Source organism: Sinorhizobium prairiense (assembly GCF_029201645.2).
Classification (GTDB): domain Bacteria; phylum Pseudomonadota; class Alphaproteobacteria; order Rhizobiales; family Rhizobiaceae; genus Sinorhizobium; species Sinorhizobium meliloti_A.
Window position 1 is genome coordinate 1,957,363 of record NZ_CP104131.1, and the last position, 18,891, is coordinate 1,976,253.

Here is an 18,891-nt window from a genome sequence, read left to right on the forward strand (position 1 = left end):
TCATGGCTGCCGCGGTCACCGTGCGCGTCCAGCGCGACGATTTCGACATCGCCGCCGAAGTCTCGGCGCTTTGCCGTGGGCGGACTGACATCGGTGCGGTGGTCACGTTTGCGGGGCTGTGCCGCGACGAGGCCGGAGCCCTCGGCGCCCTCGAGCTCGAGCACTATCCCGGCATGGCGGAGGCGGAAATCGAACGGATATGCCAGGAAGCGGTCGAGCGCTTCGGCCTGCAGGCCGCAACCGCCATCCATCGCTTCGGCCGCATGGAGCCGGGAGCGAATATCGTCCTGGTGATAACCGCCTCGCCGCACCGGCGGGCGGCATTCGATGGCGCGAATTTCATCATGGATTTCCTGAAGACCTCGGCCCCCTTCTGGAAGAAGGAACATCACACCGACGGCAGCGCAGGCGATTGGGTCAGCGCGAAGGATGCGGACGACGCGGCACGCGATCGCTGGACGCGTCGCTGATCTCACACCGCCTAGCGGTTCATGGAATGATCTTTTCCCGGCGCGTGATCGCGAGCACGATCACCAGAAAGCCGAATATGGCGAAGTCCCGCCAGAGGATGGGTCCATAAGCGCTCCACAAGGTCTCCATGAGGCCGATGCCGGCTGCGCCCAGTGCCGCGAATAGCGGCGAAGCCTGCCCGCCGATGGCCGCGATGAACAGGACCTTGACCCCGAAGGTCAGGCCGGTGCCGAAATCCATGTTGCCGTAATAGGAAGCAGCGAGAATCCCGCAGAACGCAGCGATCAGCGACGCCACGCCGTAGGCGGCGACATAGACCACGCCGGGATCGATACCGCAAAGCGCGGCGGCCTTGCGATCCTCGGAAACGGCGCGCCAGTAGCGGCCGGCGTAGGAACGGGTCAACAGCCAATGGCCGCCGGCGACAAGGGCCACCATGAGCGCGGTATTGACGAGTTGTACGACCGTCAGCGCGACCGGAAAGGCGGGATTGGGCCAGAACACCACCACGTCGTTCAGGAAGGGCGGCAGCCAGAGGCTTCTGGTGTCGGAGGCGAGCCGGGCTGTTTCCATCAGCACCAGCAGGCTTCCGAGCGAGGCGACGACCACCGCGTTGGCGGAGGAAAAAGCCAGGGGCCGCATGACGTAGCGGCCGGCAACAAGGCCGGCACCGAGCCCGAATGCGAGCGCCGCTGCCGCCCCCAGCGCGAGCGCCGCCGGCAGTACCAGCCACAGCCGGCTCCAGCCGACATCGGCGAAGAGCACGAAGATTTGCCCTGCAAAGGCGAAGAGTGCGCCATAGGTCAGATCCGCCCGGCGTGTGACGGCAAAGGCGATCGCGTATCCGAAGGCGAGCGCCGCATAAAGCGCGGCCACGGGCACGGCGTTGGCGATCTGCTGCAGGAAATAGGCCATGGCACATCCGCGTGATGACAAGCGTACTATAACTGGTAAAATAGCTTTTACCAGTTAGGATTTTTCGCATGAGCTTCACCTGGACCGCACATCGATTCTCCGGCGGCGCACTCGCACTGGACGTCGCCAATTCCGTGGTCCTGCGCTTCGACGCGGAGCGCCGGATCGATCGCTTCGACGATCCGGCGGCGATCGACAGCTTCGCCGAGGCCGCAAATCTCTACGGCGCCGAACGGAGCCGTTTCGGCACGCTCGTCCCGGCTAAATCAGAGCGCCGAAATGCGTTCATCGGGTTGCGCGAGGCGACCGACCGCCACTTCCGCGCGCTGGTGCGGACTGAGGATCGGCCGGACCTCCTGGCCGATCTGCTCGAGGCGATCGCCACCGTCCTGCGTCAACCCGCGGACACGGGCAAAGGCACGCCGCTCGATGTGGCCACGGCGCATTCGGCACTTGGTCTCATTGCCGGACCGGAGAGGGAACGCCTCAAAATCTGTCCCAACTGCGCGTGGCTGTTTCTCGACCGCAGCCGCAACCGAAGCCGGACGTGGTGCGACATGGCGGTTTGCGGCAACCGCACGAAGGCCAGGCGTCATTATCGCCGCAGCAGGGAGGAACCGAAGCCATGAAGAAAGCCATGATATCCGCTCTGCTCGCCGCAGCGGTCGCTGCCGGCTGTCAACGCGAAAGCGGCAGGGATCCGCTCGAACTGACCGGCAAGATGTTCGTGTTCAACTATCGGCTGGCCTATGCGACCTATATGGTCACCCTCAACAAGACGGAGCCGGTTCCGGATGGGAGCACTGTCGTCGCAACCTTCGAAAACCCTGCCGGCGGCAATCCGCTGACGCTTGAACGGCGGCTTTTCCCGAAGCTGAACAAGGTGGTGCTGGAAAGTCCGGACATCACCTGCGTGAAGAAGCAGATACCCTATGCCGTGACCATCGAGGTCAAAGGGCCGGACGGGACATCGCTTCAGAGATTGGAGACGACTGTCATTTCGGACATCGATCAGGACGTGATGCCGGCGAAACCCCTTGTCGAAGGTCCGGCCTACGACAAGAACCCGGAGGTCTTCAAGGACGGCAAGGCGCCGGCGCGCTTCGAGACCGCCACTTGCCCGACGTAAAAAGCCGGAGCGTCGCCGCCCCGGCTCGAAAATCACGTCTCTGCTTTATCGCTCAGCCGACGATCTCGGTGCCGGAGAACCAGTAGGCGATTTCCTCGGCAGCCGTCTCCGGGGCATCGGAACCGTGAACCGAGTTTTCGCCGATCGAAAGAGCGTGGACCTTGCGGATCGTGCCCTCGGCGGCGTTAGCCGGGTTGGTAGCGCCCATGACTTCACGGTTCTTGGCAATGGCGTTTTCGCCTTCGAGAACCTGGACCACGGTCGGGCCGGAGGACATGAATTCGACGAGCTCGCCGAAGAACGGGCGCTCCTTGTGGACGGCATAGAAGCCTTCGGCTTCGCGGCGGCTCATCCAGACGCGCTTCGAGGCGACGACGCGAAGGCCGGCATCCTCCAGCATCTTGGTGATGGCGCCGGTCAGGTTGCGCTTCGTCGCATCCGGCTTGATCATCGAAAAGGTACGTTCAATCGCCATTGGCTCAATTTCCCTTGCTCTTAAGAAGTGGCGGTTCATTAGCCGCCAATTCCGCGCAAAACAAGGGGGCGCGGCGATGATTCGCCCCCTCGCGCTGTAGTTTCACGCCGCTGTCACGCTGCGGCCCAAGCCGTCGTGAAGGTCGAGGCAGCGCTCGAACCAGTCGGTGACGACGTCGCCTGCGGCAAGCAGGCGGCGTGGCGAAGCGATACGCGCCCATTGCAGCGCGCCGAAGACGATATAATCGGCAAATAGCGGCCCGTCGCCGCCGAGGAACGGCTGAAACTTCAGCATGTGGCGGAGCGGTTCGAGCTTCGCCGAGAAGCTTTCGAGGTCTCCACGCCCGGCCTCGGCAACCGCCTCCAGCGGCCTTCCGAAGCGCTCCTCGCGGCTCGCCCGGAAATAAGCCCGGTCGATCGGGTCGAGGCTGTCATGAATGTCCATGATCGCGATACGTCCGATCGTGGGATGCAAAACCGTTTGCGACCAGCCCTCGACGAAGCGAGCCATGGCCTTTCCGCCTTCGCCGGAAAACAGCGGGGGACGATCGGGATAGGCCTCTTCGAGATAGAGAGCGATATCGAAGCTGTCGCTGACGAGTTTCTCCCCGTCGCGCAGCAGGGGAACGATCTTCGTCGCCCCCTGCTCCAGCCTCGGAATCTCGGTGAAGCCGACGGGCGCGATGTCGAAGGCTAGGCCCTTGTGCGCGAGCGATAGCTTCGTCTTCCACACATGCGGCGAAAAGGGGCGGCTCCTGTCGGTTCCGGAGAGTGCATAGAGTTTGCGTGTCATTCAGGCTCCTGTATTTCGCTACCGAGGCACATAAGGGGAGCACCGCTTGCGGATCAAATCACTTAATTTCATCAGTAGCATTCGACACCCTGATACGGATTCGCGATAGGTTGCCGACCACACGAGGAGCCGACCACAGGAGGAGATTGCCGATGCTCGACCACTACCGGATGTTTGCCGACTACAATCGCTGGGCGAACCGGCGTGTCTACGCTGCCGTCTCGGAACTATCGGATTCGGAATACCGGGAGGACAAGGGAGCCTTCTTCGGCTCGCTGCACGGGACGCTGAACCATATCCTCGCGGCGGACCGGATCTGGATGAAGCGGTTTACGAAAGAGGGCGAGGCGCCGTCGCAACTCGACGCCATTCTGCACGAAGATTTCACCGGACTGGCGGCGGCGCGGGCGGCCGAGGACGACCGCATCATTGCCTGGGTCGACAGCCTCGACGAGGCGCGCCTTGCCGGGCACTTCACCTACTCTCCGCTCACCAATCCGGTCGAGGTCACGGAACGGCTCGCACGGACGCTCGCTCACTTCTTCAACCATCAGACCCATCATCGCGGCCAGGCGCATGCGATCTTGACCGCGCTTAGGCAGCCCTCACTGACGCTGGACCTGGTTTTCTTCCTGCGGACCGAGGGCAAGAAGTGGGCCGATTGAAGCGAGGCCGGAGCCGCCCTCCGTGGCAAGCGAGATGCGCCTGTCTCGGGCACCGGCGAGCCACGCGATAAGTCGACCCTGCCCCAGCCAGGCGGCAATGCCGAGCGCGATGCCCCCAGGATTGAGCAGAAGGCAAACGCCAGCGGCGACAGCAACGGCCGGATCGGCAGCAACAGCAACTCCGGCACGAAGCGGTGCAGGATGTAGATATGAAAGCCCGCTGCGGAAAGCGGCAGGATCAGCCGCGTACCCCATTGCGGCATGCGAATGCGCGGCAGGAAGAGCAGCGCCGCCAGGACGGCGATCTGCAGCAGATATTTGACTTTCGTCCCGATCCAGACGCCCTCATAAAGCCCGAGGAACAGGAAAACGCCTGTTCCTGCCAGCATTACCATCGAGCGTTCTTTCCACGTTTCGGCAACTGCCGCACACCAGCCGAGCACCGCCATGTAGAATATCCATGGAAGGGTGAATATCTGGCGGTTGCCGATATCGACGAGAAGCGGAAACGCCATCCGCGCAGCGAAGGCCGCGGCAAACAACGCCATGCCCACGGCAAGAGGTCTTCTGGCCGCGGCGCGCCGGACGACCGGAACGGCAAACAGAGCGCCAAACACCAGCAGCATCTGACAATAGGCTTCGATGAACCAGTAGAGATAGGGCACCATGCCGTGGCGCCCGGGGTCGGCAAAGCCGAAATTCCCGACGAGAAAGACCGACGCCCAGGGTACCTGGCCCCAGGCGAGCGTGTAGCCCGCCACGATCAGATAATAAGGGACGAGAATCTGGACGAGCGACCGCAGCAGCTTGTCTATCGCGCCGGAGAGCAGTGCGCCGCTTTGGAAGCGGGCTAGACCGAAGCCGGCGAGAATGACCATGGCAGCCGATCCTCCCGGAATCGGCCAAAGCGTCTCGTGGTGGACCACGACCAGCAGGATCGCCAGCGCCCGGATCAGGAGATCCGCGCCGATGCGGCGGCTCTTTCGCTCGCGGCTGCCGAGGGCGGCGAGTTCGCCGATCGAGAGCTTTTCCCAGGCCTCCGGCAGTTCTCCGAGCCTCCTCTCGAGGCCGATCGAAAGCTGGACGAAACGGAGCGAATCGCCACCAAGCGACAGAAAACTGTCCTCCCGTCGAACCTTCTTCGGATAGAACAGCTGGGCAAAAAGCGCCTCGACGTCCCCCTCTTCCGAACTGCCGCACGTCGCCGCGGCCGGCCGCTTGCGAAGGGCCGGGTAATCGATCTTGCCGGATGTCAATCTCGGCAACTTGTCCAGGCGGGAAGCCCCTAAATGCATCAAGGTCAAGCCGCTCGCCTCGACGAGCAGGCGGCGAACTTCATCCGGATCGCGGTTTCCCACATAGTAGGCATGAATTTCGGTGTCGCTGCCGACCACGGCCGCGGCGACGCCGTGCCGCTCCAGGGCCGCCTCCAGACTGTCGTGACCTATTCGGAGGCCGGCAATCTTCGATATCCGCTTTGTTCGTCCGACGATCCGGAAGAGCCCGTCCGCATCTCTTACGGCCAGATCGCCGGTCCGCAATTCCGACAACTCGGCCCCCCGCGCGAGATCGGCGCGCGACGACGCGTAGCCCATCATCACGTTCGGCCCGCGATAGACAAGCTCGCCGGGCTGATCGGCGCTGGAGATTATCCTTCCACCGTCGTCCTCTATCGTCAGGCTGCCGCCCGGGATGGCGATGCCGATCCGGTCTTCCCTGCCGCGGAGACGGTCCGGCGGCATATAGGCCATGCGAGCGGTTGCCTCTGTCTGGCCGTACATCACGAAAAGGCACGCGTTGCGCGCGGAGAGATGCTCATTGTAGCGGCGAACGAGTTCCGGCGCCAAACGTCCGCCGGCCACAGTCATGAAGCGCAGCGCCGGAAAATCCCGCTCCCGGAATCCCGCCATTTCCAGGAGGTCGTAGGAATAGGGGACTCCGGCAAAATTGGAGCTGCCGCTCTGCGCAAGTTCATCGAGGAAGCCCTCGTCGAGGATGGAACAGCCCGGCATATAGACGCTCGCGCCCACGGCGAGGTGGGCGTTAAGGACGGAAAGCCCGTAGGAATAGTGGAGCGGCAGGATGAGGCAGCCTCGGTCCGCTGCCGTCAAACCGAGATATTCCGCGATTGATCGCGCATTGGACTGGATATTCATGTGCGACAGCCGCACCCATTTTCCCTGCCCGGTGCTGCCGGACGTCGAGAGCAGGACGGCAAGTTCGGGATGCGGCCCGATCGCTTCTCCCTCCAGCCGCTCCATGCGCCAGCGGCCGCCGAAGCGGCGGTAGCAATATTCCGGTTTGAAGACGTCGCGATCCTTGACCATGGAAGCGGTGCCGCACAGGGCGACCGCGTGGCCCGCCTCGAGTGCTGCGAGATAAGCGACGATAGCGTGTTCGGAAAGATCGGCCTCGATTGTGACCAGGCCGCGATCGCCGCGCCACCGAGAAGCGAGCCGGTCGATGCGCTCGGCAAGTTCGCTGTAACTCACGATCCGCCCGCCGCGCAAAAGCAGCGCCGGCCGATCGCCCCGCGCAGCAAGACTTGCAACACCGAACGGAGACACCGAAACTTCGCCTGAGCCGCCCAAAACCACCTCCATTTTAGCAAGGCGGCATATTATTGCTGACTCCCATCGTCAAGTATAAAGGGCGAAGCGGCGAGAGGACGTTGTGCGAAACGGTTTTGCGCGCGGAGCGCGCCGTTTGAATAGGCCACCCGGAGCACGAAAGGCCCGGTTCGTGGGAACCGGGCCTTTCGTTCGGGCGGAGCCACAGGCGCGTGGGAGGCCGCGCCCGCTCCGTGACTCGTCGGCTGTGACCTTAGCGGCTGAGGCCCTGGTAATATTCGCCTTCACCGCCGGAAACGACCTTCGGCTGCGGAGCATAGCCGACGGAACCGGTGGACGTACGGTCGAGGGAGCCGTCGGCACGGCGAACGGCCGTCTGGTCACCGGCTCGCGCTGCGCGTTCGGTGTAGAGCGGCTTGTCGCTGACACCCTGATAATAGCTGCCGCCGGCAAAGGCTGCGGATGCACCGCCGAGAACGGCTGTGGCAACAAGGGTGGCGGCGAGAGCAGTATGGATTGCGTTCCTCATGATCATCACTCCTGATCGGTCGTTCGCTTGAACGAAGGTTTCGTCGCGACCGCCTTGATCGGCACCATTCCGGACGCGGTGGCCTCGCCGATGGCGCCCGGTCCGATCAAAGGGTCAGAAGAGCATTCTCGTGCTCTCCGTCCGAAGATGTGGGGCCTCATGATGAGGATGGGAAGTATTGATTATCGGAACACGTTGTCCATGAATCCATAACAATCCTTACTTGAAAATGCCTTCGGCATCCTTATCCGAGCGATCGCGAGAGCAGTGGCGCGAGCCTCTTGCCTTCCCGAAAAAGTCCGGGCAAAAGGCCCGGATGATCCAGATATCCGGCCTCTCCGCCCGCATTGCGGGCCGTCTGCTTATCGACAACGCTTCCGTGACGCTCCCGGCGGGCACGAAGGCCGGGCTCGTCGGGCGCAACGGCGCCGGCAAGTCCACACTGTTTCGGGTCATCACCGGCGAGCTTGCGGCGGAAGCCGGCGGTGTTTTCTTGCCGAAGAACGCGCGGATCGGGCAGGTCGCACAGGAAGCGCCGGGGACGGAAGAGCCTCTGATCGAAATCGTGCTCAACGCCGACAGGGAACGCACCGCGCTCATCGCGGAGTCGGAGACGGCGATCGACCCGCACAGGATCGCCGAGATCCAGACGCGGCTCGCCGACATCGGCGCCCATTCGGCGGAAGCGCGCGCGGCAAGCATTCTCGCCGGTCTCGGCTTCGACCACGAGGCGCAGAAACGCCCCGCCTCCTCCTTTTCCGGTGGCTGGCGCATGCGCGTGGCGCTTGCCGCGGTCCTTTTTCCGAGCCCGATCTGCTGCTCCTCGACGAGCCGACCAACTATCTCGACCTCGAAGGAACGCTGTGGCTCGAGGACTATATTCGCCGTTATCCGCACACCGTGATCATCATCAGCCACGATCGCGACCTCCTGAACACCGCGGTGAACGCGATCGTTCACCTCGATCAGAAGAAGCTCACCTTCTACCGCGGCTCCTACGATCAGTTCGAGCGGCAAAAGGCGGAAGCGGACGAACTGCAGATGAAGGCGAAAGCCAAGAACGAGGCGGCCCGCAAGCATCTGCAGAGCTTCATCGATCGCTTCAAGGCCAAGGCTTCCAAGGCCCGTCAGGCCCAGAGCCGCATCAAGGCATTGGAGCGGATGGGCACCGTTGCAGCCGTGATCGAAGACCATGTCCAGGGCTTCACCTTTCCGGACCCGGAGAAGCAGGTGGCCTCGCCCATCGTCGCCATCCAGGGCGGCGCGGTCGGCTACGAACCGGGCAAGCCTATCCTGAAGAGGCTCAATCTGCGCATCGATGCGGACGACCGGATCGCGCTTCTCGGGTCCAACGGCAACGGCAAGTCCACCTTTGCGAAGTTCATCGCCGGGCGCCTCCCGGCGCAAAGCGGCGAGGTGCGGATCGCCCCGGGGCTGAAGGTGGGCTTCTTCGCCCAGCACCAGCTCGACGACCTCGTGCCGACGCAGAGTGCCGTGGAGCACGTCCGCCGCCGCATGCCGGAAGCGCCGGAAGCGAAGGTGCGCTCCCGCGTGGCGCAGATGGGACTTGCAACCGAGAAGATGGACACCGCGGCCAAGGATCTCTCCGGGGGCGAAAAGGCGCGGCTTCTTATGGGCCTTGCCGCCTTCGAGGCGCCAAGTCTGCTTATCCTTGACGAGCCCACCAACCATCTCGACATCGACAGCCGCAATGCACTGATCGCCGCCCTCAACGACTTCTCCGGCGCGGTCATCCTCATTTCGCATGATCGCCACCTGATCGAAGCGACGGCCGACCGGCTGTGGCTGGTGCGCGAAGGAACCGTCACGAACTACGACGGCGACCTCGAGGACTATCGCGGGCTGATCGTCGGCGGGCCGAAGCCCAGGGACGACAAGCCCAGGGTGAACGGATCGGATGAGGCGCTCTCCAAGGCAGACCAGCGAAAGGCCAATGCGGACAGGCGAGCCTCACTGGCACCGCTCAGGAAAAAGATCAATGAGATCGAGTCCTTGACGGCCAAACTGGAGAAAGTGATTCAGGCCCTTGATACGGAGCTTGCAGATCCCGCGCTTTACGAGAAGGCCCCGGCAAAAGCGGCTCAGCGCGCCAAGGAGCGCGCCGATGCCGTCGAGAAACTTGCTGCTGCGGAAGAGCAATGGCTGGAGCTGTCGGCGGAATACGAGGAAGCGATGGCGGGATAATCAGCCCGGCTGCTCTCGATCACGATGTCTTTAGGTCGGGTCGACCTGAAGACACCGGCGGAAATGGCACAGTTTTCCCCATCCCGCTCTAGCCGAGCTCGAAGGTCGTGATCCCGTAAATCCGTGCAAGCGGCAGATCCGGTGCAGGTCCGCGATACATGCGGGCGGTCTCGAAAACCGGCTTCATGTTGTAGCGCGTGCAAAGTGCTCGGGCGGACGCATTCGGCTCGGGAACGTCCAAATAGATCCGTTCCCCGCCGGTGCCGGTTGCGAGCTTGCGAAACAGGAGATCCGCACCGGTCTCGCTGTCGGCGAGCAGCGGACCGATCTTGTAGCCTTCGCGGCACTTGCGGATCGTTCCGTAACCGGTGATTGCGCCGTCTCGCAGCAGGACCACGCTTCTGCGCGTCTGCAACTGCTTGGTCCATTCGCGCAGAAACGCCTCGCGCCGCGTTGGATTGAACCTCATGTCATAATCGATCAGCGTCGCCGAATGCACCGGCGCCACGTCGACAAGCTCGGTGCCGGGCGGCTCGGTCACGTTCACCACGCCGCCGTAGCGTATGTTCGCGTGCGCCCAGCCGAAACCCGATTTCCGATAGTTTCCCTGCTGGCCCACGACCCCGTCGAGGCCGATGGTCCGCCCCTCGGCCCTTGCAATCGCCCACTTCCAAAGATCGAGGCCGATGCCCCTGCCCCGATACGCCTCGTCGGCGATGAAAAAGCCGAGAAATGCGTAACCGCTGCCATAGCGCACGAGCGAAATGGCAGCGGCAAGCCGCTCTTCCTCGACCGCGACCCAGTAGCCTTCTGGATCGGCGGCCCAGAAAGCATTGCCGTCGTCAGTACCGGGATTCCATCCCTCCCTGGCGGCCCAGTCGATGATCGTGTCGAGCTCGGCCCGTGTCGCAAGACGAATATGTGGCATCTGAAATCCTGACTTCGGAGACCCCCTCGAGAGGCAAGAAGACGGACAAGATAGATTTGGGTTCCATCTTGTCCACCCAAGCGGCTAGGCTAATTTTTGCAACTGGATGCCGGCTTGTCGGCATTTCCCAATCTGCTAAAAGGGTGCGGAATAAATCATACTAATCAGGGCGGAAAACACCATGTCCCCAATCAACATTGCCATCGTTGGCGTCGGCAAGATCGTGCGCGATCAACATCTGCCGGCGCTTGCGAAGAACGCGGACTACCGCCTGATCGCAGCCGCGAGCCGCCATGGAACGGTGGACGGCATCGACAATTTCAAGTCGATCGAGGCCATGCTCGAGGCCGTGCCGGGGGTCGAGGCGGTTTCGCTCTGCATGCCGCCGCAATACCGCTACGAGGCGGCGCGTACCGCACTTGCCGCCGGCAAGCATGTCTTCCTCGAAAAGCCGCCGGGCGCGACTTTGAGCGAGGTCGCGGACCTGGAGGCGCTGGCGGACGAAAAAGGCGTTTCGCTTTTCGCGAGCTGGCACTCGCGCTATGCGCCGGCAGTGGAGGCGGCAAAGACGTTTCTGGCGTCGACCGCGATACGCAACGTCCGGATCATCTGGAAGGAAGATGTTCGCCACTGGCATCCGAATCAGGAGTGGATCTGGGCAGCCGGCGGTCTGGGCGTCTTCGATCCCGGCATCAATGCACTCTCGATCATGACCCACATCCTGCCCCGGCCGGTCTTCATCACCTCCGCGACACTCGAATTTCCCGAAAATCGCGACGCGCCGATCGCCGCCACGATCGCCTTCAGCGATGCCGAGAAGCTCGATGTCGCTGCCGAGTTCGATTGGCGCCAGACAGGCAAGCAGAGCTGGGACATCGTCGCTGAAACCGATGCGGGCGAGATGGTCCTCTCCGAGGGCGGCGCCAAACTCGCGATCGACGGCAAGATCGTCCACGAGGAGCCCGAGCAGGAGTACCCCATGCTCTATCGGCGTTTCGCCGAGATCATCAAAGCCGGCAGATCGGATGTCGACCTGGCGCCGCTCCGGCACGTGGCCGACGCCTTCATGCTCGGCCGCCGCAAATTCGTCGAGGCATTCCACGACTAAGTGTGGCGTGTGCGGACATGGTGCTGTCGCCCTCGCCGCCGCTGATGCCCCTCTCCCCGGCTAAACCCGAGGGGACGAGTACGACGCTGCCGCGAGTCTCTTTCGCACCGCCTGCGGGGAGAAGGTGGAAGGCAGGCCGGATGCGGGGCAACCGGTTCCGGCCTGATTCGCGTCGATCACGCTTTCTTTTCCCATCTTCCGTCACGGTTCTGCTGCCAGTAGGTGAGATTGTGCCCCTCGCCCTTTAGCCGCTTCCACTGATCGCGCGCCGCCTCGAGCTGCTGCTGGTCGTAGCCGTCGAACATGAAAACAACCCGCTCATATTCCGAAACCGGCGGCGGCTCGGCGCCGTCGACGACAAAGCGCACAGTCGCGGCATTCCGGTTGCCTTCATCGGCGACGACGAGAATCGGTTGCTCCGCCGCGAAATCGCCGGCGTCCGTCCCGTGCGGCAGGAAGCTGTCGTCCCGATAGACCCATAGATGCGTATCCAGCGCATCACGCCTTTCGGCGTCGATCGTCTGCACGACCACCCGCCAGCCGCGCTCGATGCTCTTGTCGAGCAGCGGCGGCAGGGCGTCTTCGAGCTTCGATTCCGTCAGGTGGTAAAAAGGATCTCGGTCATTCCGATCTCGGGCCAACGGTCACGATTCGTAGTTCGCGCGCACCAGCTGGTCGAGGAGACGAACGCCGAAGCCCGAGCCCCATGACTGATTGATCTCGTCGGTCGGCGAGCCCATGGCGGTGCCGGCGATGTCGAGATGCGCCCAGGGGGTGTCCTTGACGAAGCGTTTCAGGAACTGCGCCGCGGTGACAGAGCCGCCGTGCCGGCCGCCGGTGTTCTTCATGTCGGCGAACTTGCTGTCGATCATCTTGTCGTATTCCTTGCCGAGCGGCATCCGCCACAGTCGCTCCTGCGTCGCCAAACCGGCGGCGAGCAACTGCTCTGCCAGCCGGTCGTCGTTCGAAAACAGCCCCGCGTAATGATTGCTGAGCGCTACCATGATCGCGCCGGTCAGCGTTGCCAGATCGATCATCAGCTGCGGCTTGAAGCGATCATTGCAGTACCAGAGGGCATCGCCGAGGACGAGCCTGCCTTCGGCGTCGGTGTTGATCACCTCGATCGTCTGCCCGGACATGGACGTCACGATGTCGCCCGGCCGCTGGGCACTTCCGTCCGGCATGTTCTCCACGAGCCCGATGATACCTATGGCATTGACGGCTGCCTTGCGCGCAGCAAGGACATGCATGAGGCCGGTCACTGCCGCCGCTCCGCCCATATCGCCCTTCATTTCCTCCATGCCGGAAGCGGGCTTGATCGAAATGCCGCCGGTGTCGAAGACGACCCCCTTGCCGATGAAGGCGACCGGCTTTTCCTTGGCCTTTCCGCCCTTCCACTGCATGACCACCAGCCGCGGCGGACGGGACGAACCTTGCGCCACGCCGAGGAGTGCGCCCATGCCGAGCTTCTTCATCTCCCGCTCGGTCAGGATCTCGACATCCACGCCGAGTTTTTCCAGTTCCTTCGCGCGCGCCGCGAACTCGACCGGGCCCAGCACGTTGGCGGGCTCGTTGACGAGATCGCGCGCCAGAAACACGCCTTCTCCGACCGCCTGGGCCGTCGTAAAGGCCTTTTTCGCTGCGATCACCGTGCCGGTGACGATGGTGACCTTGACCGGTTTCTGCGCCGCCTTCGGCTCGTCATCCGATTTCCGGGTCTTGTAGCTTTCGAAGCCGTAGGCATTCATTTCCATGCCAAGGGCGAAATCCGCGGCTGCCTTGCCGGTGACTTCGAGCCCCGGCGCATCGAGGAAAACCGTGATCTTTTCGGCAGACCGCGATTTCGCAGCCGCGGCGCCACCGGCCTTCAGCCAGTCGTGATCGCCGACTCCGCCCGCGTCCCCGAGGCCGAGCAGGACAATCCGATCGGCCGGCGAGCCGTGCGGCGCAATGACGTCGAGAGTCGAGAGCGCCTTTCCCGTGAACTTCCCGATCTTCGCCGCCTTCGGCAGGACGCCCTCCGGATCGACGACAGCCGCCCCGGCCGCTTCCTTGGCGCCCGCAACCTGCAGGAGTATCGCGACGCCGCCGGCCGGGCGGTGGGATTTGCTGAAAGAAAACTCGAATTTCATCGGCATGCAGGACTCCAGGCACTTTCTGACGGTGGCGCCCGGCCTGTTACCGGACGGCTACAGTGACCGACATTCGCGACGTCGGCGGTGATCGAAGCTGTGGGGCGCACCCTTCTCGCTTTTCAGGCGCTTGGCAAGATGCTCGCACATGTTTACATGCCCTTAACCGAAATTCTTCGGCTTATATTTTCCCTGTTGTCGCATATTCCGATTCGCGGCACGGGGACGAAGACGGCCACCTCGGCCGGCAAGAAATTGCGCGCTCGTCCGCAACCGAACGGCATACGAAATTGAGCAGGACCTTGGACCGGATACGGCTATGAAGCTCATCGAACGCTACATATTCCGGCGCGCCACGATCATGTTCCTGGCGACGCTCCTGCCGTTGATGGGCATCGTGTGGACCACGCAGGCGCTCACCAATGTCAACCTCGTTACCGACAGCGGTCAGTCGATCATCGCCTTCCTGAAGCTCGCGACGCTGATTCTGCCCTCGGTCGTGCCGATCATCCTGCCCTTTGCCCTGGTGATCGGCGTGACGCAGACGCTGAGCGCGATGAACACCGATTCAGAGCTTACGGTGCTCAGTGCCGCCGGCAGTTCGCGCATGTCCATCATCCGGCCGGTGATGTTTCTCGCGGCAGGACTGAGCGTCCTCTCCTTCGCCATCGACAATTTCGTCGAGCCTTATTCGCGCGTTGCGGTACGCAAGATGATCGCGACGGCCCATGCGGATCTGCTTGCCTCCGTCGTCCAGGAGAACGCATTCCGCAAGATTACCGACGGGCTTTACGTTCAGGTCGGCGCCCGCCGCAGCGGCGGCGTGCTGCAGGGCATCTTCGTCGCCGATGCGCGCGATCCGAATTTCGAACTCGTCTACTATGCGCGCGAAGGAGCCGTCGACGAGGAACGCTCCGCGCTGGTGATGAAGGACGGAGAGGTCCACCGCAAACTGCCGGACGGCGACGTTTCCATCATCAAGTTCGACTCCTACGCCTTCGATCTGACCGACCTGACCAGGATGGCGGGAGAGGCCAATATCCGCGCCAAGGACCGCGATCTCTTCTATCTGCTTGACCCCGATCCCGACGACGAAGCCTACAAGAGAGCTCCGCGCGCCTTTGCGGCGGAGCTGCACCGGCGCTTCACCGAATGGACCTTTCCGCTGCTCTTCGGCCTCATTGCACTGGTCGTCAGCAGCGATGCCCGGTCGCATCGCGAGGCACGCGTGCACCCGATGGTCAGCGCTCTTGGAGCGGCTCTGGTCATCCGGTGGATGACGTTCTACGCGGCCAACAGCGCCGAAGATTCGGTATGGTTCGTGCCGCTCATGTATCTGATCCCGCTGGTGACGGGAGCGCTTGCCATACAGCAGCTTGCCAGCAACCGGCGCCTCGACATCCCCATGACCTGGCAGGAAAAGCTCACTGACCTCATGGTCAGGCTACGGCTCGTGCGGCCGGCGGGTGCCGACGGGGAGCAGCCCTCATGATTTTCAACACGCTCGGACGTTATTTCTTCAAACGTTATGCACGCACCACGTTTTGGTTCCTCGTCGGCATTTTCGCGCTGATCTTCATCATCGACTTCAGCGAACTGACCAGCCGCATGTCGAACCTGCCACATTACACGGTGTCGGGCGCGCTGCTGATGACTGCGTTCCGCATTCCGACGATTCTGCAGCAAACGGTGCCCTTCGTCGCGCTTTTCGCGGCGATGGCTGCATTGATCTCCCTTAACCGGCGCTATGAACTCGTCGTAACCCGGGCGGCGGGCATTTCCGTCTGGCAATTCCTGCGTCCGTTCGTCGTCGGCGCCCTGCTCTTCGGCGTGCTTGCCGTGGTCGTGATCAACCCGCTTGCCGCCTGGGGAACCAAGAAGGCGGAAGCGCTGGAGGCAGAGTGGGGCTCCACCCGTTCGGCCGCCGCGAACTCGATTCCCTGGCTCCGGCAGATCTACGACGGCACCGACACGATCATCGGCGCACGCTCCGTCCAGAACGGCGGCACCGAGCTGATCAACGTGACCGTTATCCACTTCGATCCACAGGGCGCAATCACGCTCCGGCAGGATGCGAAGTCGGCGAAACTCGAAGATGGTTACTGGCTTCTTAACGGCGTCGTCGAGACGGAGGTCGGGCGCCTGCCGCGTCGTATGGAAACGGCACAGCTTCGCACCAACCTGAAGCCGGATTTCGTCCAGGAACGTCTGGCAAAGGCTGATTCTATTCAGTTTTTTGACCTTCCGCGGAAAATCGAAGTGGCACGGTCCTTCGGCTTTTCCACCAACAGCCTGGAAACGCAATTTCACTCTCTCATGTCGCTGCCGCTGCTGCTCGTCGCCATGACGCTGATCGCCGCCTGCGTCTCGTTAAAATTTAGCCGGTTCAACCAATCTCGATCGGTGATTCTCGGTGGAATCCTGTCGGGCTTCGTGCTTTATGTCGTCACCGTGCTTGTCAAAGCATTCGGGAGCAGCGGCATTGTGCCTCCGTTCGTTGCAGCCTGGCTGCCGGTTGTTGTAGCAATGGCGCTGGGCTCGACGATTCTACTGCATCAGGAGGATGGCTAGTGGCGGCAGGCAACCGCAAACGCATGAAGCTTACCAACGCTGCCCTGCTTGCAGGCGTGGCGCTGCATATGCTTGCCATCGGAATGAATGCGCCAGCCAAGGCGCAGGATGCAGGGACGCGAATCGACGAACTGCAGCCGAATATTCCTGCCGACGCCAAGCTGCTGCTGACCGCCAATGAGCTCGTCTACAATCGCGACACGGAAAAGGTGACCGTACGCGGCAATGTGCAGATCGAATACGGCGGCTACAAGATGGTGGCCCGGCAGGTCGATTACGACCAGAAATCCGGCCGCATCCTCGCGACCGGCGACATCCAGCTCATCGAGCCGGGCGGCAACATCGTTTATGCCGACAGAATGGACGTCACCGACGACTTCGGCAACGGCTTCGTCCAGGCCCTCAGGATCGAAACGACGGATCTGACGCGCCTGGCGGCGGAAACCGGCGAAAGACGCAATGGCGAGGAATTCATTCTCAACAAGGCTGTCTACACCGCATGCACTCCGTGCAACACCAAGCCGGAACATCGCTCTCTGTGGCACATCAAGGCCCAGCGAATCATTCAGAACGGACGCACCCGTACCATTCGGCTCGAGCACGCCTATTTCGAGCTCTTCGGCAAGCCGATCGCCTACATTCCGGTGATGGAAATCCCGGACCATACGGTCAAGCGCAAGAGTGGCTTCCTGTTCCCGCAGTTCCGCTACACGCAAAAGCTCGGCGCCGGCGTAGGAGTGCCGTACTACTGGGCGATCTCGCCCTACATGGACGCGACGATCACCGGCACCGGGCTGACCCGCCAGGGTTTTCTCCTTGAAGGTGAGTTCCGGCAGCAGTTCCACAACGGCCTGCATACGCTGAACGTCGCCGGCATCAGCCAGCTGGACAGGGAGCAATTCACACCGGGAACCGTGGACGCGCTGGAAACCAATCGCGGCATGATCGCTTCGCGGGGCAAATTCGAGATCAATCCGCGCTGGAGCTTCGGCTGGAACGTCCTCGTCCAGTCGGACAACAACTTCGCCAAGACCTACGATCTGTCGACCTTCGACGGCACGACCTATGTGAACCAGGCCTATCTCACGGGCCTTGGAAAACGCAATTATTTCGACCTGCGGGCCTTCTATTTCGACATTCAGGATGCCGACCCAAACAGCCTCGACGAAAACAAGCAGCCGATCGCGCAGGTCCTCGACTATTCCTACACTGCACCGGAGCCGATCCTGGGCGGCGAACTCAACGCCGATTTCAACCTTACCAACATCAAGCGCAACCGGCTCGACAGGATAAACGTGCTGGGGGTCGAGCGCTTCCGCGGCCTCGAGGGTACCTCGCACAGGCTCACCGGCGAACTCGAATGGAAGCGAACCTTCATTGCGCCCGGCGGACTTGTGCTGACACCGCTGCTCGCGGCACGCGGCGATGCCCTCGGCATGAATGTGGATGACCCGGTCGGTTACACCGGCAACTTCAGCAGCAGCGATGCCGAGACCCGTAGAATGTTGACCGCCGGTCTCGAGGCACGCTATCCGATCCTCTTCGCTGGAGAGACGAGCACCCACGTTCTCGAGCCAATCGGGCAGCTGTATGCGCGTCCGGACGAGCAATATGCGGGCGGACTGCCGAACGAAGACGCGCAGAGTTTCGTCTTCGACGCGACCAACCTCTTCGATCGCGACAAATTCTCCGGTTACGATCGCATCGAGGGCGGTACGCGCGCGAATATCGGTCTGCGCTATACTGGAAGCTTCGACAGCGGCTTCGGCCTGCGCGCCATAGCCGGCCAGTCGTTTCACCTTGGCGGCCTCAATTCCTTCGCGACGGACGATCTCGTCAAGGTCGGGGCGGATTCGGGCCTCGAAACCGACAGTTCCGACTATGTCGCCATGTTGGGTATCGATGCCCCGTCGGGTCTGATGGCGAGCCTCTCCGGACGGCTGGACGAAAGCGACTTCTCGCTGCGCCGGGCCGATGCAACGGTCGGCTATCTCGGACTGAACTGGCAGGCCGCTCTCACCTATACGCGGATCGAAGCCCAGCCGACCTATGGCTCACCGTTCGATCAGGACGAAATCCAGACCGCTGCCGCCTACCGGTTCCACGAATATTGGTCGGTTTTCGGCGCGGTGACCTACGACATCGACGCGGGCGTCGTCTCCCGCAACGGCCTCGGCATCACCTATGACGACCAGGACACGCTGTTCTCGATCGTCTACAAGCAGGAGCGGGACACCGACAGTTCGCTTGCGAACGATTGGTCGATCGGCGCCCGCATCAGCTTCCGCACGCTCGGTGACGTCTATGTCGGCGACACCAAGTTCGACGAACTGGACTACTTCTAGAGCGTTTGAAACGGCGCACTTCCGGACGGAAACCGTTCCACGTTTTTCCTGGGAAG

The 18,891-nt window shown here is 62.5% G+C and carries 16 protein-coding genes and 2 pseudogenes; 10 read left to right on the forward strand and 8 right to left on the reverse strand.

From position 1 onward, the window contains the following. Positions 1–2 precede the first annotated feature (2 nt). A complete protein-coding gene (locus N0Q91_RS12110; RefSeq protein ID WP_275596504.1) occupies positions 3–470 on the forward strand; it encodes a molybdenum cofactor biosynthesis protein MoaE in 468 nt (155 codons plus the stop codon). Between the two features lie 19 nt (positions 471–489). Here N0Q91_RS12110 and N0Q91_RS12115 read toward each other — a convergent pair whose 3' ends face one another. Next, positions 490–1,386 (reverse strand): branched-chain amino acid ABC transporter permease, encoded by an 897-nt coding sequence (locus N0Q91_RS12115; protein WP_275596505.1) that lies wholly within the window; start codon positions 1,384–1,386, stop codon positions 490–492. Between the two features lie 68 nt (positions 1,387–1,454). Between N0Q91_RS12115 and N0Q91_RS12120 the strand changes: the two genes are divergently transcribed. Both N0Q91_RS12120 and N0Q91_RS12125 read left to right on the forward strand, forming a co-directional pair. Then, positions 1,455–2,015 (forward strand): CGNR zinc finger domain-containing protein, encoded by a 561-nt coding sequence (locus N0Q91_RS12120; RefSeq protein ID WP_275596506.1) that lies wholly within the window; start codon positions 1,455–1,457, stop codon positions 2,013–2,015. Continuing rightward, positions 2,012–2,515 carry a hypothetical protein gene (locus tag N0Q91_RS12125; protein WP_275596507.1) on the forward strand — a complete coding sequence of 168 codons (504 nt, stop codon included), beginning with the start codon at positions 2,012–2,014 and terminating at the stop codon, positions 2,513–2,515. The genes N0Q91_RS12120 and N0Q91_RS12125 overlap by 4 nt, the downstream gene beginning before the upstream one ends. Before the next feature lie 52 nt (positions 2,516–2,567). On the opposite strand, the gene ndk is transcribed toward N0Q91_RS12125, so the two are convergent. Beyond that, positions 2,568–2,990 carry a nucleoside-diphosphate kinase gene (ndk, locus tag N0Q91_RS12130; RefSeq protein WP_003531616.1) on the reverse strand — a complete coding sequence of 141 codons (423 nt, stop codon included), beginning with the start codon at positions 2,988–2,990 and terminating at the stop codon, positions 2,568–2,570. A 102-nt stretch (positions 2,991–3,092) separates the two neighbouring features. Next, the gene (locus N0Q91_RS12135) at positions 3,093–3,782 is read right to left on the reverse strand and encodes a glutathione S-transferase family protein (RefSeq protein WP_275596508.1); all 690 of its coding nucleotides are present in this window, start codon (positions 3,780–3,782) and stop codon (positions 3,093–3,095) included. A 152-nt stretch (positions 3,783–3,934) separates the two neighbouring features. On the opposite strand from N0Q91_RS12135, the gene N0Q91_RS12140 reads away from it, so the two are divergent. Further along, positions 3,935–4,447, forward strand: a complete 513-nt coding sequence (locus N0Q91_RS12140) for a DinB family protein (protein ID WP_275596509.1) — start codon at positions 3,935–3,937, stop codon at positions 4,445–4,447. On the opposite strand, the pseudogene N0Q91_RS12145 reads toward N0Q91_RS12140, so the two are convergent. Together N0Q91_RS12145 and N0Q91_RS12150 are read right to left on the reverse strand one after the other, a co-directional pair. Then, a pseudogene (locus tag N0Q91_RS12145) lies at positions 4,388–7,038 on the reverse strand (non-ribosomal peptide synthetase). The gene N0Q91_RS12140 and the pseudogene N0Q91_RS12145 sit on opposite strands and share 60 nt — an antisense overlap. 232 nt (positions 7,039–7,270) lie before the next feature. Further along, positions 7,271–7,552, reverse strand: coding sequence for a hypothetical protein (locus N0Q91_RS12150; RefSeq protein WP_003531620.1), 282 nt, complete (start codon positions 7,550–7,552; stop codon positions 7,271–7,273). Between the two features lie 310 nt (positions 7,553–7,862). Here N0Q91_RS12150 and N0Q91_RS12155 point away from each other — a divergent pair. Then, a pseudogene (locus N0Q91_RS12155) lies at positions 7,863–9,751 on the forward strand (ABC-F family ATP-binding cassette domain-containing protein). A gap of 88 nt (positions 9,752–9,839) precedes the next feature. Here the strand turns inward: N0Q91_RS12155 and N0Q91_RS12160 are convergent. Next, on the reverse strand, positions 9,840–10,679 hold the full coding sequence (locus N0Q91_RS12160) for a GNAT family N-acetyltransferase (protein WP_018094676.1): 840 nt from the start codon (positions 10,677–10,679) through the stop codon (positions 9,840–9,842). A 181-nt stretch (positions 10,680–10,860) separates the two neighbouring features. On the opposite strand from N0Q91_RS12160, the gene N0Q91_RS12165 reads away from it, so the two are divergent. Continuing rightward, on the forward strand, positions 10,861–11,787 hold the full coding sequence (locus tag N0Q91_RS12165) for a Gfo/Idh/MocA family protein (protein WP_275596510.1): 927 nt from the start codon (positions 10,861–10,863) through the stop codon (positions 11,785–11,787). A 176-nt stretch (positions 11,788–11,963) separates the two neighbouring features. On the opposite strand, the gene N0Q91_RS12170 is transcribed toward N0Q91_RS12165, so the two are convergent. Both N0Q91_RS12170 and N0Q91_RS12175 read right to left on the reverse strand, forming a co-directional pair. Continuing rightward, positions 11,964–12,428: a DNA polymerase III subunit chi gene (locus tag N0Q91_RS12170; protein ID WP_275596511.1), complete on the reverse strand. Its 465-nt coding sequence runs from the start codon at positions 12,426–12,428 to the stop codon at positions 11,964–11,966. A 3-nt stretch (positions 12,429–12,431) separates the two neighbouring features. Continuing rightward, a complete protein-coding gene (locus N0Q91_RS12175; RefSeq protein WP_275596512.1) occupies positions 12,432–13,925 on the reverse strand; it encodes a leucyl aminopeptidase in 1,494 nt (497 codons plus the stop codon). Positions 13,926–14,006: 81 nt separating this feature from the next. Here N0Q91_RS12175 and N0Q91_RS12180 point away from each other — a divergent pair, with 81 nt between their 5' ends. From N0Q91_RS12180 to lptD, 4 genes are read left to right on the forward strand one after another with little or no spacing between them, the layout of a single operon-like run. Continuing rightward, the gene (locus tag N0Q91_RS12180) at positions 14,007–14,213 is read left to right on the forward strand and encodes a hypothetical protein (RefSeq protein ID WP_275596513.1); all 207 of its coding nucleotides are present in this window, start codon (positions 14,007–14,009) and stop codon (positions 14,211–14,213) included. A 25-nt stretch (positions 14,214–14,238) separates the two neighbouring features. Next, on the forward strand, positions 14,239–15,411 hold the full coding sequence (gene lptF / locus N0Q91_RS12185) for an LPS export ABC transporter permease LptF (protein ID WP_100672115.1): 1,173 nt from the start codon (positions 14,239–14,241) through the stop codon (positions 15,409–15,411). After that, positions 15,408–16,490, forward strand: a complete 1,083-nt coding sequence (gene lptG, locus N0Q91_RS12190; protein ID WP_275596514.1) for an LPS export ABC transporter permease LptG — start codon at positions 15,408–15,410, stop codon at positions 16,488–16,490. The genes lptF and lptG overlap by 4 nt, the downstream gene beginning before the upstream one ends. Beyond that, positions 16,490–18,835, forward strand: a complete 2,346-nt coding sequence (gene lptD, locus N0Q91_RS12195; protein ID WP_100672113.1) for an LPS-assembly protein LptD — start codon at positions 16,490–16,492, stop codon at positions 18,833–18,835. The genes lptG and lptD overlap by 1 nt, the downstream gene beginning before the upstream one ends. The last annotated feature ends 56 nt before the right edge of the window (positions 18,836–18,891 follow it).

What these genes read in the sequence shown, in the direction of transcription:
- N0Q91_RS12110 (WP_275596504.1), top strand. Translation starts at nt 3, where the DNA reads ATGGCTGCCGCGGTCACCGTGCGCGTCCAGCGCGACGATTTCGACATC.
- N0Q91_RS12115 (WP_275596505.1), bottom strand. Translation starts at nt 1,386, where the DNA reads ATGGCCTATTTCCTGCAGCAGATCGCCAACGCCGTGCCCGTGGCCGCG.
- N0Q91_RS12120 (WP_275596506.1), top strand. Translation starts at nt 1,455, where the DNA reads ATGAGCTTCACCTGGACCGCACATCGATTCTCCGGCGGCGCACTCGCA.
- N0Q91_RS12125 (WP_275596507.1), top strand. Translation starts at nt 2,012, where the DNA reads ATGAAGAAAGCCATGATATCCGCTCTGCTCGCCGCAGCGGTCGCTGCC.
- ndk (WP_003531616.1), bottom strand. Translation starts at nt 2,990, where the DNA reads ATGGCGATTGAACGTACCTTTTCGATGATCAAGCCGGATGCGACGAAG.
- N0Q91_RS12135 (WP_275596508.1), bottom strand. Translation starts at nt 3,782, where the DNA reads ATGACACGCAAACTCTATGCACTCTCCGGAACCGACAGGAGCCGCCCC.
- N0Q91_RS12140 (WP_275596509.1), top strand. Translation starts at nt 3,935, where the DNA reads ATGCTCGACCACTACCGGATGTTTGCCGACTACAATCGCTGGGCGAAC.
- N0Q91_RS12150 (WP_003531620.1), bottom strand. Translation starts at nt 7,552, where the DNA reads ATGATCATGAGGAACGCAATCCATACTGCTCTCGCCGCCACCCTTGTT.
- N0Q91_RS12160 (WP_018094676.1), bottom strand. Translation starts at nt 10,679, where the DNA reads ATGCCACATATTCGTCTTGCGACACGGGCCGAGCTCGACACGATCATC.
- N0Q91_RS12165 (WP_275596510.1), top strand. Translation starts at nt 10,861, where the DNA reads ATGTCCCCAATCAACATTGCCATCGTTGGCGTCGGCAAGATCGTGCGC.
- N0Q91_RS12175 (WP_275596512.1), bottom strand. Translation starts at nt 13,925, where the DNA reads ATGCCGATGAAATTCGAGTTTTCTTTCAGCAAATCCCACCGCCCGGCC.
- lptF (WP_100672115.1), top strand. Translation starts at nt 14,239, where the DNA reads ATGAAGCTCATCGAACGCTACATATTCCGGCGCGCCACGATCATGTTC.
- lptG (WP_275596514.1), top strand. Translation starts at nt 15,408, where the DNA reads ATGATTTTCAACACGCTCGGACGTTATTTCTTCAAACGTTATGCACGC.